The following is a 15396-nucleotide window of genomic DNA, read 5'->3' on the forward strand; positions in this document are numbered from 1 at the left end:
ACTTAACGCCTCTGGACAAGAAGTAGCCGACTACCTTGGATGAAGGAGGAAGAAATCTCTATTCTCAGCTTTGGCTAAGTTTAGGTAAGTATTTTCAAGCAGACTATAGTTGGTTGAGTCAAGAGGGGTTGCGTTGGTGGAATTGGATTTGCTATGCTCTGCAAGGTATCCAGCATTGCTCTAGCTGTGGGGTAGCGATCGCGCGGATGATAAGCGATCGCCCGATCAATTACTCTTGCCATAATTGGGCTAATATGACTGGCATACAGTCGCCAGACAATTTCACCCGTCTGGGAATCGGTTTCTAGTTGTTGCGCCTGTTTACCAGTCAGCAAATAAATTACCGTCATTCCCAAACTGTATAAATCACTAGAAAAAACTGGTCTACCTGCGGCTTGTTCACTCGGCATATAGCCAGGTGTGCCAATCACAATGGAACTGGTAGGATTGCCTTGAGAATTTACTACTGTTCCCATTGACTCCCGTACAGCGCCAAAATCAATCAGCACTGGTTTACCGTCCCGATGACGCACAATGATGTTATCGGGTTTAATATCGCGGTGAACGATATGCTTAGAGTGAACGTAATCCAGGACAGGTAATAAATTCATGAATAATTCCTGGACAGCGCCTTCACTAAATAGCCCCTGCTTCTGGACTTTTCCAGTTAAGGTATCACCTTCAACCCACTCCTGAACTAAGTAAAATTGTCCACCTGAGGAAAAGTAGGCATACAATGCCGGAATTTGGTCATTTGCGCCACCGAGTTCTTCTAAAATCGCTGCTTCCCGTTGAAACCTCTCTTGCACTAACTGGTAAATTTGGGGATTGTTATGAATCGGTCTTAGCTGTTTAACCACACAAGGCCGCTTTGAGGGCATATAGGTATCTTCAGCTAGATAGGTTTCACCAAACCCACCAGCGCCCAGTGTACGGATAACTTGATAGCGATCGTTCAGCAGCTGTATTGTCATAGGAGATTACAAGCGATATTCATTTTAAGATAGCTTTCCCCAAAACTACCTTCATTTCAAATCTAGTAAACCTTCTTCTTTCAATTTAGGATTAAAGCGAATTTGCATTTGCAAACCACGCACTTCTAGTAGTTGCGTTGAAATTTCTGCTTCTACTCTCCGGGCTACATTTTTAAGGATTTTTATTTGTGCTAATTCATCATTAGCTGGATTTTGATATTTTGCCTGTTCTTCAGGTGTCATTACTACTTTGACATCAATGGGATGAGTCCATTTTTCCTTGCTATCCCCATTTCCCCAGGGCACACTGCCATTTTCAGCAATCCAAGCATTTTCAATATTTTCTAAAGCTGTGCGACTAGGGCGTTCAATAGTTTGAACTTTTACCCAATAGCATTGCTGTGGCTGACGGACTAAATGCTGCTTGAGGCTGAGATAAACATCACGGGAGTATCCTACAAATTGCAGCACTTTTTCTTGGTCAAATATTGCATATACTCCGATTTTACCCTGAAATTGTTCGGGTAGTTGACCGCGATCGTCAATATAAGGAATGTATTCCAGAGTTGCTAAAGAAGAAAGATTCGTTTCAAGAGCCATACATCAAATATCAAACTTGCTGTTTGCCTTCAGACTTGAGAATTGCTAATTAGAGAAAAATTATCTTAAAAATTACCCATTACCCAATTTTTGGTAAATTGCACAAAGGCGACTGGGTTTAAAAATCTTAGCACTAAACATGAAATTTGGTGGTACGTTGATGATGGCATATTCATCAGATTCATGATACTTTTCAAATTCTGCTGGCATTCCTTTAGTGGTAGTTAAGCTGTAAGGAACTGGCTGGAAAAGTAATTCTGTAAATTTAAGTTGCTCACACCCCAACTGTTGACCAATTTGGTTTAAGAAAGCTTCACCAGTCAATAAATTGAATAGAGTTTCTTGAGCTTGTGCTTCAAGAGTGAAACTACCATCAAAGTTCTGAACGATTTTAAGAGGCATTTTCTGTATTAATAGCTAGTTATTAACGACTAAATGATGATGAACAGTAAGCAATATTTTATACATAATTATCTAGAGTGTTGGGCAAGCAAAAAAGCCTATCTTTTTCAGCAGACGAGCTTTGTTAAAGATTACGGCTTTAAAATCAGCCTATTGGATTGTAAGACTTCTTTCAGTTACAAGAGGAAGCTGGCATAGTTAAGAATCGTGAAGTCTAGCAAATTTTCAGGGATAGCTTAGTTCACCTTAAGGCTATGCGTGATGCCTTTGGGATTATGGCGATCATTTATCGACGGTCAGATGTGGGACTTCTTTTTGTTTCAGCTAAATTTGAGATTTTAGATTAAAAGTCTTTACCACAATGATTATCTAAGTTTGTCATGTTATGGTATAATATCACAGTTTTTAGCTAGCTATAAAACAAATAACAGAAAGTGATACTATAATGAACCCTTTCCAATTGAACAAATATAGTGATCAAGAACCAAGTGAGAAACAACAAAAAAGATTTCCGGGATGGTTTGCTTTAGATTTTGGTACATCCAATTCGACAGTCACACTTTTCGATCCAATTGAAGTACCGATCGCAGAAATTTTACCAAAAGAACAAGAAATGCGGTTGCGCGATCGCTTATCACAATGGCTAAGTTCTCCCGCCTCAGTCGCTTTACCAGATGTCAGCGCTGAAGATTGGGCAAAGTTTATCACAGAAATTAGCAAAAACCTGGAGATAGAACCAGAAAACTTGAGTGAAGTTTTTGAAAGTGATAATAAAGAGCGATTTTTGGAAGCAATTCGCCAAATTGAACTTTCTTTAGGAAACAGCGAGAGGTTCCGCCGTGCTGTCAGCAAAAAACTTTACCAAATTTATCATGAAGTGTTCCGCGTCCCTACCCTAGAGTCGCAAAATCTGATCCCAGTTGTGCTGGATATCGATCGCCGCGATACGGAAATTCCCAGCGAGTCGGAAATTTCGCAGTTAGGGGACTTAAAACTACGCATGGGTAGAGAAGCTAGAGATAACCGAAAAAAAGCGATCGCTCAAGGTACAAGCGGTTCTTTAAAGGAAATTATCAGCAGATTTCACCATTCACCCAAACGCTATTTTGGTCAGGAGCGATCGTTTTCAGTTATTTTGGATGGTGAAGAAGAGACAATTACGGCTAACCAACTAATCCAATCAGCTTGGGCGCATTTAATCGAGTTAACTGAAGATTATCGCCAACGCGCCCGACGCCGATTTTCTGAAGGAGATTTTTTGACAGCAGTTGTCACCTACCCCACTGTCGCCCCACCAGTTGTTCGTAAGGAAATTAGGGAATTAGTTGAGCAGTTGGGAATCGACGATGTGCAAACAGCTTATGATGAAGCCGTTTCCGTGGCAATATTCTTTTTATGGCGAGAATTTGGTGGTAATCTCAACATTGGTATTGAGTCATTTAAAACCCGTTGTCATCAAGCAGGAAACAAATGGTCACAAAATGTTCTCGTCTTGGATATTGGCGGCGGAACTACAGACTTAGCTTTAATTGAACTGACTTTAGAAGATAAAACCCCAGCTTTTGCCGACTATGAAGACCGAGGTTTAGGAGGACGTTACTATAAACTTACCCCCAAACTATTAGGATCATCCGGTCATTTACAGCTAGGTGGTGAGTTAATTACACTGCGAATTTTTAGATTATTAAAAGTTGCGATCGCAGACTTTTTATTGACGGCAGTAACAACAGGTGATATCGAAAACGAAAAGCTAGAAGATTTAATTAACTCGGAGTTAAACGAACGCTTCTTAGAACAAGGTAAATTCAAAACTGGCAGTCTTTTAAAATGTCTGGATAGAGAGAATCCCGAAGGTGATATTGCTTACAAAGATGCTCTAGATACTGCCGAGAAAGTATTACCCACCCGTTGGCAACAAGCACCCCAACGTTTGCAATCATTTTATCTTCTCTGGGATCATGCAGAAGCAGCTAAACTTAAACTTGGGCAAAAGCCGCCAGTAGAGAATTCTCTATCAACCTTCACACTTTCTGAACAGCAAATTTCCGAATTGCTCACTCAAAGTGCCGTTAAATTGCAAGTCAAAGATCCCAATAATATCTGCATCATCCTAGACAACCAGCAATTTGAACGAGCCGCCGCTTCAGGAATTAAAGAAGCGATCGGAATTGCCAAAGGATTAATGGAAAGTCGTCTGCGTCCCGATGATATCACCAAAGATTCTTGGAATTCCCAAAAAGTTGATTGGTTAATCTTGTCTGGTAAAACTTGTAATTTAGACATAGTGCAGCGCCAAATCTACCAAGAATTTAGTAAGTCTCCATATTTTGTCTGGAATCCAGAACGGATTACCTTTGTGTTGGAATTTACTAAATTAGCCACCTCAGCCGGTGCTTGCTATGCCGAGAAACTGCGAAGATTAAGATTCGATCCAGAAGAGTCTAAAAGCTTGCTGCGTAAGGGAGCCAACCAGCTAGAAATTGATGTCAAAAACCTATTTTATTATTTGCCCTGCAACTTCAAACGCAAAACCCAAAGTAACGATTTGTTGACTATATTCAAAGCCGGACAAGAACTCTATCAACTCGCGCCTTGGGAAACTGTCGCCAAAGTTCGTACTCTCTGGCAAGGCATACAATTAACTAACATTATCTACCGTCAAGATTACGAAGAGGGAGATTTACGACTATGGGGAAGCTTTGACGGCAAAAACCTCATGAATCAACTGGAAATGCCAGAAGCAGAGTTTCTGAAAAAAATCAAAGTCCAGTTTGAAATTGACCAAACCCTCGAATATAACGTGTTGCTTTGTCAGGGAAATCCCCATTATTTGATTGACATTCGTGGCATTGATTTAGAATCAGTAGTTTCCGAAACTTCAGCACTATTTTCTGATGGTAAATTGAACTGGAATATTGCTATAGAACGCTTCAATAAAGACTTAAATGATGGTGATATTGCCGTCAACGTTATCGAGTCAGCAACCGTTAATCAACCAGATGCCTATCATCTTGTATTTGAAGTAGGAAATGATGGTAGTAGAACGATTCAAAAATTCCACTATTTGCGCGATGGGGTGACACAACCAGGAACTGGGTTAATTAGTAATCCCTTACCTCCCTTCCCGCAAAGTGGCCAGCACACTTTCTATGTTTATCAAACAGATGCCGAAACCAACAGCAAAAAATGGATCCGAATTGGCGCACTTAGTAAACCAGATGTGACTACAGATTACCCTTGCCAATATCGTGTTACTGTTGACGATCAAGGAATTTTGCGGATGCACGCTGGGGAAGTGCCTTACTGGACATCACAAAATCAAGAATGCCTAAAGGAAGAAGGATGTGTTTATCTTGCTGAATTAGAGTTGCAACCTAATGAAGTTGATAAAGAACGCGATCCCTTTTGCGGTATACATTAACTCTTGGATTAAACCTCTGCGTTGAGAAAATTAATATTTTTAAACGCATAGGCGCTTCTCTACGAGACGCTACGCGTAGCTTGCTTCCCCGTAGGGGTACGCCTTCCCGTAGTGTAGTGGTGCAGAGTTTTGCCAAATTTAATTCGCGATGAATCACATATTAGGTAATATTTGGAGGTGATATTCATGCAGCACTTGCATCAGCTATTAGAAATAGAAAACTCAGAGTTAGCCCGGTTACTGCGGTTTAGTCTGTATGGATTGGAGTCTACTCTAAATCAGGCTCGCGCAGAATTTCCACTAGATCCAGGAGCCAAGCTATGTGATGATGTGCTGCAAGAACTTCATCGCCTGTTGCAAGCTGAACCCCCACAGCAAAATGCTGGTTGGGAAGATGCGCCAGATAAATTAAAACTAAGTCATCTCCGAGAAGCTTTCGATTCTGACTCAGAACTTAGTTATTATCTGGGGAATTCCCAACTGCAAAGCCAAACAGACTCAGATTTGTGGAATGAGATTCAACGTAAACTGCTGCGAGTTCCAGAGGATTTGGCTGCATCTTGGCAACAGCGTACCTTGGATTTGGCTCAAGAAGTTGGTGCGATCGCAGATAATTCTAATCTCTATCAACTTCCCTTTATCCGCGATGAAATTATCTATCCTGGGCTTAGTGGTACTGTTAAAACTCAGGGATTGACCCTGTATCAACAAGCACTTTCAAATTCTCAAGTTCCCGAAGGTAATGCATCCGATTTACCAGCTGCATTCCTATTTTTATATATGAATTTTATCGAAATAGACCCAGATTTACATCATGCTTTAAAAAGCGTTTTTAGCTTCGATGTTATCTCTTTACACTCTAAACCAGAACAGCGCGATCAATACATTGAGGCTTTAAGCGATCGCTTCCAACGCACCCAAAAAGCAGAGAAAAATACTGATCCTCTATCAATTCTACGTGCCTGGATTGACATGGATGAAGCAATACATTCGCTAGTATTCGTACCACCAGCTGAACGCTATTCTTGGTGGGGGAAGCTACAACACGAATCACGACGTATTCTGAAGAAAGTTATCGATCAATCAAATAATGCAGGTAATGAAGTGAGAATTCGCCAATTATCGGGACTTTATGCAGATATCTGTGCTTTATCTAAAGATGATTTACAACTAGACTGTGGTGGTATTCCTGGCGAAGTATTAACTTGTCTTCGGGTATATGCGCGAATTAATCAAGAAGAATCTCCAGGTCGTGTAATATTTCGCTCATCACGGTAGTTGCTGGCAAGTTTTCTAATTCTTGAGATTACGAGGCAAGGCAGATGATTCTGTAAATCCCCGCCTTGCCTTTTCGTCCGCCTGCGCGGACTCAAGACATTTGAAACCTACTTTGTTACCCCTGCTCCTGCTTTGTTTAACTCATTAGATGAAGCTGATTCTATCTTCTCTGATTGCGTCTCACTAGTTTGTTGCAATTGATTGAGATGAATATTGTTCACTTGAACAATGAAATATTCTAATGCCTGACTTGCCTTTTGTTGCTGTTGGGTTTCGTCAGACACATCATAACAACGATAAGGGGGAGTCACGCCCAATATAAATTTCTCTTGTTCAGCTTCTAACAATTCAACGGCTGTATTAGCAGCAAGGGAATTCTTCTGAAAAGGAAAAGAGGTAACTATACTAGCGACTATAGAAGCAACAGCTGGGCAAAGTACAGGGAGCCACTTTAGCCAGGCTTGTCCTGCTTCTAATTTGTCTACCAGAACTAAAATCGGTGTGACTCCTGATAAAATTACTGTCGCAATTTGCAAACTATAGTAAAGGTTTCTTGATACACTCCTAATTTTTTTATAATCGTCAATCAAGTCTTGACTGTATTGTAAAGCCTTCCCTCTTGTCAGAGTCAGGGTATCTTTATCCCAAGAATTAGGATTGGTCAATAGATAACTATAGAGTTCAGCTTTTTTGGTGAGTTCAGACTGATAAGTAGCCTTCTTATAGTTCTGAAATACTTGCCTATTTATCAGCAATAAAAAAAACAAAAAAGTTAGAGATACTGCTCCAGAAATTACAACTATTTTATCGTCTGAAAGAAAAAGAATGAAGAGTCCAGCAGAGAAAAATGCTGCAAGTAATAAATACTCAATCACCTTCAATTTAAACAATTTTTTTTCATCTGATGGGGAGGAGAAGTTTTCAATCCTATCAGAAACCTTAATTTGTTTTTTTTGTTCAAAACTAGTTAATTCCGAAGTAGTCATTGCCTCTTACTCAATTCGTTATTGGGTGAAATGTAGCCGTGGTTAACTAGTTGACTTAGAATGCTTTACCGAAGTCAGAAATGTTTCTTTCATCTGACGTAAAATCATTTAAATCTAGTAAGTCTAGTCAACCATAACCATACATACATTTGATTGATAATGCAAGGGTTTTTTGCAGTATTTTTACGTAGAATTTAAAATATTTTAGACACAAATAGCCTGCTTAACTCCAAAAAATATGATTTGGACTTTGCAAGACTTGAATTGTTTTTTTGAATTCTACCCTATCGTGGGTGTTACAGCTATTTTCAGGTCAATAGACAAGCATGCAAAAGTCCCCTAACACCCCACCCCCAACCCCTAAGAGCAAGCGGGGAGGGGAAACTTTGACGTAAGTTAAAGGCGGGGTGGGGTTCTTTTTTTTGATTTATGCAAGAAGTCTAATAGAACACGTGTTAGGGGCGCAGCAATGTTACCTACTGTGGTTCAAATACATGAAAAATGCTGTAAGCCTTCCCACAGACACTGGTGACAACTATTTTGAGATTGAATTATACAAGAGTCTCCATGAGGTACGCTCACAAGAAGTAATGAAAATTTCTTTTCCCTACTCCCCATTCACTAAGAAGCGCTAGCACTGATAAGATGCGAACAATTGCAGAAATTAACGAGAAAATCAGCCGCCAACGTGCGGTAGTGTTGACAACTGAAGAATTAAAAGCACGAGTTCTAGAAATCGGTGTTACTAAAGCTGCCAAAGAAGTTGATGTAATTACCACCGGCACCTTTGAGCCGATGGAATCAAGTGGTGCAATTATCAATCTGGGACACACTGATCCCCCGATAAAAATTCGCCGTTGCTGGTTAGATGGCGTACCAGCATACTCTGGTTTTGGGGCAGTAGATTTATATTTAGGTGCGAGTTCTGCTGTGGAGACGACGGATGGTGAAGAAGTCCGAGAACGTGGTGGTGGTCATGTCATCGAAGATTTGATTGCTGGTAAATCCATACACGTAAAAGCGCAAGGACAAGTAACAGATTGTTACCCCAGAGCCACTTTTGAAACTACAATTACCAGTGAAACAATTAATCAGTTTTATTTATTCAATCCGCGCAATCTTTATCAAAATTTTATTGTTGGTGTCAATGGTGGCGATCGCCCCCTTTTCACCTATCTCGGTCCCTTACAACCGCGTTTGGGGAATGCCGTTTACTCTAACCCCGGTGCTATTTCCCCTTTATTCAACGATCCTGATTTGCAACTCGTTGGTATAGGTACTCGAATTTTTTTAGGCGGTGGTATTGGTTATGTCGCCTGGGAAGGCACTCAGCACTTCCCTTTACAAAAGCGTTTAGCTAATCGGACACCGATTGGGCCTTCCGCTACTTTAGCTTTAATTGGTGATGCCAAACAAATGGATGCTCATTGGGTGCGGGGGTGTTACTTCAAAAGTTATGGTCCCTCATTGATGTTGGGCGTTGGTGTACCACTACCGGTATTAAATGAACAAGTCGTTGAACACTGTGCGGTGCAAGATCAAGACTTGGTAGCCCCAATAGTGGATTTTTCCATTCCCCGGCGCGTCCGCCCCACCTTTGGTTTAGTGAGTTACGCCCAACTAAAATCTGGGCGGATCACCATCGAGGGCAAAGCAGTACGCTCTGCCCCCTTAGCGAGTTTGTTTTTTTCTAGGCAAGTCGCCCTAGAGTTGAAAAAGTGGATCGAAGCAGGTACCTTTACTCTTACAGAACCAGTTTCTCCAATTCCGATGGACCGATCTTTTCTACCCCAAGATCGTCGGACAGATTTTTGATCTTGGGGAGTGGGGAGTGGGGAGTGGGGAGTGGGGAGTGGGGACTGGGGACTGGGGACTGGGGACTGGAAAAAATTAGTTGAACCCTTATATTTCATCTAATCCTCAATACCTAATCCCTAATCCCCAATCCCCAATCCCCAGTACCAATCCCCAATCCCTACTCTTGAGTCGGTTTCGGTCGCTTGATGGGTTTAGGAGCGGGTGTTTTTGGTATAGGTTTTGACACCACAGAGGGGTCGCCGCCTGTACTTGTTTTTTTGATGGGACGAGGGGTTTCGCCACTGCGTCTGGGGGGGAATGGTTTTCTAACACCAACACCAGTACCAGTACCACCGCCAGCACGAGGGCCACCTTTGAATGGTGGTCTGCGTTTTTTGGGCAAGTCAGCGATCGCCTCAGCTTTTTCTACTACCAAAACGTCAGCTTCCCGCTTGGCTTGGAAGTCCCAGAATTTTCCTACTGCTTTGGTGGTCAGCACACCCCTCAATTTCAACTTAAAATACTTGGGTTTATCAGTTGATTTGCGTGGAGCCTGCCTAATTTTGACTACCAAACTTTTAGCATCAAAAGACTGGTATACTACTTCACCACGAACAGAAAAACCACCATCAGTAACTTCTGATGAGGGTATTACGGCAGTTGTACTTAGTTCAGAGTTTTCGGATAAGCCATCATCGGGTGTCTGTAACTCTTGCAACTCCAAATCTGATTCGTCCTCATCTGTTGAGTTTTTAGCGAGATTTTCTGGCTCCCAAACTCCAACGATTTGGATGTGCAAGGTATCATTTTCTTGTCGTGTACGTGGATATACTACCCATAGGTGTTCTTTTTCTAAGTCTAGGTGATTCTTGACTAAGCTCATAATCCGGCCTAGGAGGACGGCATTGAGTTCTACACCATCTGTAGTCAGCAGCGTACCTTGAGTAAATTGTTCGCTGCTAGCATGATACCGACCCCGGACTAACCCGATGGCTCGATATTGCATCGGCTCACTGGGAGGCGGAATCGGTTGCTGTCGATTGACTAAGTTACCATTTGAGTCGGTCTCAATGGGGTTGACAGGCAAATTTTCAGGTTTAGAGGAGTGGGCTGCTATATGAACATTAGCGGCTGCCTCTATTTTAATTGGGCCTTGGTTAGAGGCAGAAGAATTGGAAGATTCAGGCAACGGCATCAGGTCGGAATTCATAAAAACTCCTTGCGGCGGAGACATATCCCATTGTGGGATTTTACAAAGGCAGCTGGAAAGAGCATTTGTGCGGCTGATGAAAGTATATTTACTTTTTACAAAGTCACACTAGGTTACTCTAGACAATCCTAAAGGCGCTAAATTTAGTGTGTAAACACTAAAAGTCTAATCTAGCGCCCACACACTAGTTTCGGAAGCATATCATAGCTACAATTCTGACGGCTCCTCCTAAAGTCATCACTTACTTTAGCAGTGTAAATAGTTAATTGTTATAAAATTCACAGGCAATTGGCGGTATTCCGCAAAGTTTTGGAAATTTTTAACTTTACGATTTGTGTAAATGATAATGTCATTAAAGTTCAGGAGAAAGACAAAACTGTGGCTCAAACACGCAATCGCTGGATAGTTCAAGTCATCTTGGCGCTGGCAATTCTTGCTTTTGTGGGTGTTTCGGTGATTCCCATAATTGGAGCATTTAATAATACGCCACCCTCAAGCCAGAATACCGCTAGCACCAGAGGCAGTTTGGCAGACTCTGACCAAAAATCAAAACTGGAAGACGAAGTGCGGGGTTATGAACTGGTTTTGCAAAGGGAACCAGAAAATCAGGCGGCGCTTAAGGGTCTCTTACAGGCGCGGCTGCAACTACTGAGTCAAAAAGAAAAAAGTGAGGTTAAAGCAGCTGATATCCAAGTTGTGATTGAACCCCTAGAAAAACTAGCGAAGCTGAATCCCGAACAGTCTGAATATTCGGTGCTACTGGCTCAAGCCAAACAGCAAATAGGCGATCGCGAAGGAGCAGCTCAAGCTTATCGCTCGATTTTGTCCACGAAACCAGGCGATTTGAAGGCTTTGCAAGGAATGGTGGCTCTGTTGATCAGTCAGCAACGCCCCGAAGCAGCCATTGGTTTGTTGCAAGAAACCCTCTCTAAGGCAACCCAAGCAAATACAATTCAGCCTGGAAGTGTAGATACAGTAGCCGTGCAGGTGTTGTTAGGCTCTGTTCACGCTTCCCAGAAACGCTATGCTCAAGCTAGCTCTGTATATGACCAGGCAATTAAGAAAGATCCCAAGGATTTTCGCCCCGTTGTCGCAAAAGCGATGCTCTTGAAACAACAGGGCAAAGACGCAGAGGCCAAACCTTTGTTTGATAGTGCCGCAGCTTTAGCACCTGCTCAGTACAGAGACGAAATTAAGAAGGCAGCAACGGTTTCTCCCATTCCTAAATCTGCTGCATCTCCTCCGGCTTCATCGGAAAGTAAGCCTAAGTAATGGGCATGGGGCACTTGTACTGAGCGCAGTCGTTGGCGCAGCCTAAGAAGAGAAGTATGGGGCATGGGGCATTGGGTATTAGTTATTTCCCCTCTGCTCCTCTGCTTCTTCCCCTCACGCTCCCTCAATGGCAGCAACGACGCCAAAGACTAAAAACAGGCATCCGCCAATAAAGGTAATTTGACGCTCAGAAATGCGTCCGGCAATCATTTTGCCGCCGATAACTGCGATCGCAGTACAAATTGCATGTCCTAAAATTGCACCTATTGTCACTCCAATGGGATTATTACCTGCTGCTAGGGCAATGGTGGCAATTTGGGTGCGATCGCCCAACTCTCCCATAAATGTCAACACAAAGGCTTCTATAACAATTGCTAAGGAAGTCTTTCGCTTGGGTAACTGCGAATCTGCTTGTTTCACTGCCGCTTCCGCTTCTTCTACAACTTCTGTATCAGAGGCAGTAGTGGACATCTTACTAGCGTCATACAACAGCTTGATACCAAAGGCAATAAATAAAGCTATTTCGGCGTAATGAATATAAACTTTTGGTAATAAAGATACCGCTTGTCCAAATAGCACCGAAAGGATTGTCATCGCCGCCAAAGCAGCTGTCACACCGATATATACCAGCCGCCGTGGGTGGTGCATTGACAAAATCACAGCAATAAAAAATGTTTTATCGCCTAATTCTGAAACTGTAATTAGTAATAAAGCTGCGGTAAAAGCTGTTAACACTCTCTCAAGCTCCTGAAGAATCGTTTACCGATGTGAAGCTTGATGAGAACCAAAAGACCTCACCAAGTTTCACACATTTCGGTGTGAACTTAGTGAAGGTCTCGCTTTCAAATAAATATTGATTACTTGCCATCTGAACCAGGGCTTTATCGCCCAGTATGTTGATTCAGATGTACTGGCTTTTGATTTTTTTAGCCAGCAGCTACTCCCCTTCTATGCGATCGCAATTATACATATTTTCCATGTAGTAAGTCAAGAGAGTAGGGAATGGAGAGACTGATTCAGTGGTTACTGAGGTAAAAACTCATCATCTGTGACTTCTGCTAGCTGGTATGGACAGTTCACAGGAAAGGATTCCATTGACAAGCCAGTTTCAGCTTTTGCCTGCTTAACCGCTTGTGCATAACACTCAGCAAAAACTATCTCAAGATAGGATTTGAGACTAGGTGAATCATCTAGAGCTTCTTTGACACGTCTACGATGTTCAATGATGCTTCCTTCCCAGCTACCGCTTCTTTTGTCGGGCTGAAATTGCCATTTGAGCAAATGCATCAGAATTACAATCAAATTACTTTTGAGACTCCGGCGCTCACTCCTTCCCATATCGGCAATTTCTTCAATTAGGTTCTCCCACTCAACGTTTGCGTAATCCTGACTTTGCAATTTTTCTACAGTCGTTTCTAGCCATTGCAAGTAATCAGTTTCATATAGGGTTTGGGAATGCGCCTTTAGAGAAGACATGGTAGTTTCTATAGGAAATGTTTAGATAATATCTCACATATCTTTACAATTAACATCGGTGCGTTAAATAATTCGTAATTCTTAAAACCAACTGGCTTGTATTCCCTATTAAGCACTACATATCTTTCATCAGGTTGTTTTTCAATGCAATAAGGAAGAAATACTGCTCTGAAATCGTTAAGCGCTATATCATTTCCTTTGTCTACAACTTTACTAAAGTCAGAGGTGACGTAATAATCACCTCAACCATTACTTCCCTGCACATAATGCCAATTCATTCAAAAAAATGAATCGATGAATCATGCAGGGTAACGCCACCTCCTGTCCCATCAAGCAAGTCCAACTAACTTGGCGCTGAGTTCCCATAAGCGATCGCCTCTGTCATCATCGCGGGCTTGAGGAGAAACCTTCTGCACAAAAGATTTGCCATCTTTCTTCTGACGATTTCCCCAACTCCAATAGACACCGGATTGATTATAGTCAGGATCGGCAACCACCGCAGCAACCCGTTCTCCCGCCAACTCCTGAGACACATATCCCCCAGTGATGTACTTTTGGAATAATGGGAAGATTTTCTGAAACAGGGGATAGTGGTTTCTAAATAGCGGCGTTTCTGCAACACATCCCGGATAGAGAGAATTGAAAACGATACCGGTTGACTCGTGATAACGTTCATGGAGTTCCCGCATAGTCAGCACGTTGCAAACCTTGCTGTCTTTGTAAGCTTTGACTGGTTCAAATTTCTTGCCATCAATCATTGCGATCGGCTCTTTAAACCCTTCTGCAAAGCCCTGCAAATCGCCCAAGTCGGGACGCGGGGGAATCTTCCCACCCAGTTCGTCTGGATTGTGCGTCACGGTTCCTAAAATGACGAGCCTTGGCTCTAAAGATGACTTCTTCAGATCCTCTAGCATCAGGTTGCACAATAGGAAATGTCCCAGATGATTTGTGGTGACAGTTAACTCGTAACCTTCGGGACTGCGTAACGGCTCCTTGATTAAGGGCATATAAATTGCGGCGTTGCACACCAAAGCGTCTAGAGACTTTCCAGTTGCTCGGAAGTTATTCACAAACTGGCGAACGCTTTCTAAGGAGCCAAGGTCGATATGTAAGCTGGTATAACTGTTGTAGGGGATTCCCACAGCTTGGGCAGCTTTTTGTGCCTTTGCTAAATCCCGACAGGCTAGTATCACAAACCATCCCTTTTGAGCAAGAGCTTTTGCCGCATACAAACCCACCCCCGAAGAGGTACCCGTAATTACAACCGTTGGCTTTTGATGTTGTTCCATTGTGTTCGCACTCCATTGACTATCTCTAGGATCTCACAGCAGGGAGCCATCATTAGCCCTGGCAATAGAATTCGCGGCTATACAAACAAAGTCATCATTAGCCCTGGCGAATAGAATTCGCGGCTACACAAACAAAGTCATCACTAGCCCTGGCGAATAGAATTCGCGTTCCCATTCAGATGCGGTACAACATTATATCGCTAGGTGTAGGGGCACGGCAGTGCCGTGCCCTTACGGATGTACCTAACTAGGTCGAGAAACGCTATAAGTAGCTAGGCGTAAATAAATTAAAGTTTGTAGTTAGGACTTTAGTCCTGATAATTGTTGTTTTGAGCGATGAATAGCTCACTACGAACTAGGATTTTATAAAGCCCCTTCTTGTTTCCCCCACACCCTACACCCCACACCCTTTTATTTTATCAGGACTTACGCAAACAATAGCTGAAACCCTGATTTTTAGGTAGGGGCAATTCATGAATTGCCCCAGAGCGCGTGTAGTTTTGCGTAAGTCCTATTTATGTTTAATTATGCCTACCTACTTACAAGTGCGATCGCATGATATATGATGGTTGACTTAGTGCCGCAGCTACGCCCGTCGTAGACATCGGCAACAGAAACCGAGGTCTGACCAAAGCTGCCGATGATGTGAGTTAAAATCCTGATATATTCAATCACCACTCACGCAGAACAG

Annotated in this window: 12 protein-coding genes and 1 pseudogene; 4 read left to right on the forward strand and 9 right to left on the reverse strand. The window is 42.4% G+C overall.

Annotated features, from left to right (window positions below; genetic code table 11):
• Window positions 1-101: 101 nt before the first annotated feature.
• The 3 genes and pseudogenes from V7K97_RS05585 to V7K97_RS05595 all read right to left on the reverse strand — a co-directional run.
• Window positions 102-974: pseudogene (locus tag V7K97_RS05585) on the reverse strand (protein kinase domain-containing protein); the annotation flags it as partial.
• 51 nt (window positions 975-1025) lie between these two features.
• A complete protein-coding gene (locus tag V7K97_RS05590; RefSeq protein ID WP_334799753.1) occupies window positions 1026-1574 on the reverse strand; it encodes a GIY-YIG nuclease family protein in 549 nt (182 codons plus the stop codon).
• A 72-nt stretch (window positions 1575-1646) separates the two neighbouring features.
• The gene (locus V7K97_RS05595; RefSeq protein ID WP_334799754.1) at window positions 1647-1976 is read right to left on the reverse strand and encodes a hypothetical protein; all 330 of its coding nucleotides are present in this window, start codon (window positions 1974-1976) and stop codon (window positions 1647-1649) included.
• 445 nt (window positions 1977-2421) lie between these two features.
• On the opposite strand from V7K97_RS05595, the gene V7K97_RS05600 reads away from it, so the two are divergent.
• Together V7K97_RS05600 and V7K97_RS05605 are read left to right on the forward strand one after the other, a co-directional pair.
• Window positions 2422-5397: a molecular chaperone gene (locus tag V7K97_RS05600; protein WP_334799755.1), complete on the forward strand. Its 2976-nt coding sequence runs from the start codon at window positions 2422-2424 to the stop codon at window positions 5395-5397.
• Between the two features lie 186 nt (window positions 5398-5583).
• The gene (locus V7K97_RS05605) at window positions 5584-6675 is read left to right on the forward strand and encodes a hypothetical protein (protein WP_334799757.1); all 1092 of its coding nucleotides are present in this window, start codon (window positions 5584-5586) and stop codon (window positions 6673-6675) included.
• A gap of 107 nt (window positions 6676-6782) precedes the next feature.
• Here the strand turns inward: V7K97_RS05605 and V7K97_RS05610 are convergent, their stop codons facing one another.
• Window positions 6783-7661, reverse strand: a complete 879-nt coding sequence (locus tag V7K97_RS05610) for a DUF4231 domain-containing protein (protein WP_334799758.1) — start codon at window positions 7659-7661, stop codon at window positions 6783-6785.
• A gap of 645 nt (window positions 7662-8306) precedes the next feature.
• Between V7K97_RS05610 and V7K97_RS05615 the strand changes: the two genes are divergently transcribed.
• Entirely contained in the window at window positions 8307-9476 is a 1170-nt protein-coding gene (locus V7K97_RS05615) for a homocysteine biosynthesis protein (protein WP_334799759.1), read from the forward strand.
• 160 nt (window positions 9477-9636) lie between these two features.
• Here the strand turns inward: V7K97_RS05615 and V7K97_RS05620 are convergent, their stop codons facing one another.
• On the reverse strand, window positions 9637-10668 hold the full coding sequence (locus V7K97_RS05620) for a hypothetical protein (protein WP_334799760.1): 1032 nt from the start codon (window positions 10666-10668) through the stop codon (window positions 9637-9639).
• A gap of 378 nt (window positions 10669-11046) precedes the next feature.
• Between V7K97_RS05620 and V7K97_RS05625 the strand changes: the two genes are divergently transcribed.
• The gene (locus V7K97_RS05625; protein WP_334799761.1) at window positions 11047-11940 is read left to right on the forward strand and encodes a tetratricopeptide repeat protein; all 894 of its coding nucleotides are present in this window, start codon (window positions 11047-11049) and stop codon (window positions 11938-11940) included.
• Window positions 11941-12054: 114 nt separating this feature from the next.
• Here the strand turns inward: V7K97_RS05625 and V7K97_RS05630 are convergent, their stop codons facing one another.
• From V7K97_RS05630 to V7K97_RS05645, 4 genes are all read right to left on the reverse strand, one after another.
• Window positions 12055-12675, reverse strand: a complete 621-nt coding sequence (locus V7K97_RS05630) for a TMEM165/GDT1 family protein (RefSeq protein ID WP_334799762.1) — start codon at window positions 12673-12675, stop codon at window positions 12055-12057.
• Between the two features lie 288 nt (window positions 12676-12963).
• Window positions 12964-13416 (reverse strand): DUF29 domain-containing protein, encoded by a 453-nt coding sequence (locus tag V7K97_RS05635; RefSeq protein WP_334799763.1) that lies wholly within the window; start codon window positions 13414-13416, stop codon window positions 12964-12966.
• Between the two features lie 329 nt (window positions 13417-13745).
• Window positions 13746-14705 carry a protochlorophyllide reductase gene (locus V7K97_RS05640; protein ID WP_334799764.1) on the reverse strand — a complete coding sequence of 320 codons (960 nt, stop codon included), beginning with the start codon at window positions 14703-14705 and terminating at the stop codon, window positions 13746-13748.
• 531 nt (window positions 14706-15236) lie between these two features.
• Entirely contained in the window at window positions 15237-15383 is a 147-nt protein-coding gene (locus V7K97_RS05645) for a hypothetical protein (RefSeq protein WP_334799765.1), read from the reverse strand.
• Window positions 15384-15396: the final 13 nt, after the last annotated feature.

It is taken from the genome of Nostoc sp., from assembly GCF_036917815.1.
GTDB lineage: Bacteria > Cyanobacteriota > Cyanobacteriia > Cyanobacteriales > Nostocaceae > Nostoc.

Bases quoted from the DNA above. Each gene is read 5' to 3' on its own strand.
- V7K97_RS05590 (WP_334799753.1), bottom strand. From the start codon at position 1,574: ATGGCTCTTGAAACGAATCTTTCTTCTTTAGCAACTCTGGAATACATT.
- V7K97_RS05595 (WP_334799754.1), bottom strand. From the start codon at position 1,976: ATGCCTCTTAAAATCGTTCAGAACTTTGATGGTAGTTTCACTCTTGAA.
- V7K97_RS05600 (WP_334799755.1), top strand. From the start codon at position 2,422: ATGAACCCTTTCCAATTGAACAAATATAGTGATCAAGAACCAAGTGAG.
- V7K97_RS05605 (WP_334799757.1), top strand. From the start codon at position 5,584: ATGCAGCACTTGCATCAGCTATTAGAAATAGAAAACTCAGAGTTAGCC.
- V7K97_RS05610 (WP_334799758.1), bottom strand. From the start codon at position 7,661: ATGACTACTTCGGAATTAACTAGTTTTGAACAAAAAAAACAAATTAAG.
- V7K97_RS05615 (WP_334799759.1), top strand. From the start codon at position 8,307: ATGCGAACAATTGCAGAAATTAACGAGAAAATCAGCCGCCAACGTGCG.
- V7K97_RS05620 (WP_334799760.1), bottom strand. From the start codon at position 10,668: ATGAATTCCGACCTGATGCCGTTGCCTGAATCTTCCAATTCTTCTGCC.
- V7K97_RS05635 (WP_334799763.1), bottom strand. From the start codon at position 13,416: ATGTCTTCTCTAAAGGCGCATTCCCAAACCCTATATGAAACTGATTAC.
- V7K97_RS05640 (WP_334799764.1), bottom strand. From the start codon at position 14,705: ATGGAACAACATCAAAAGCCAACGGTTGTAATTACGGGTACCTCTTCG.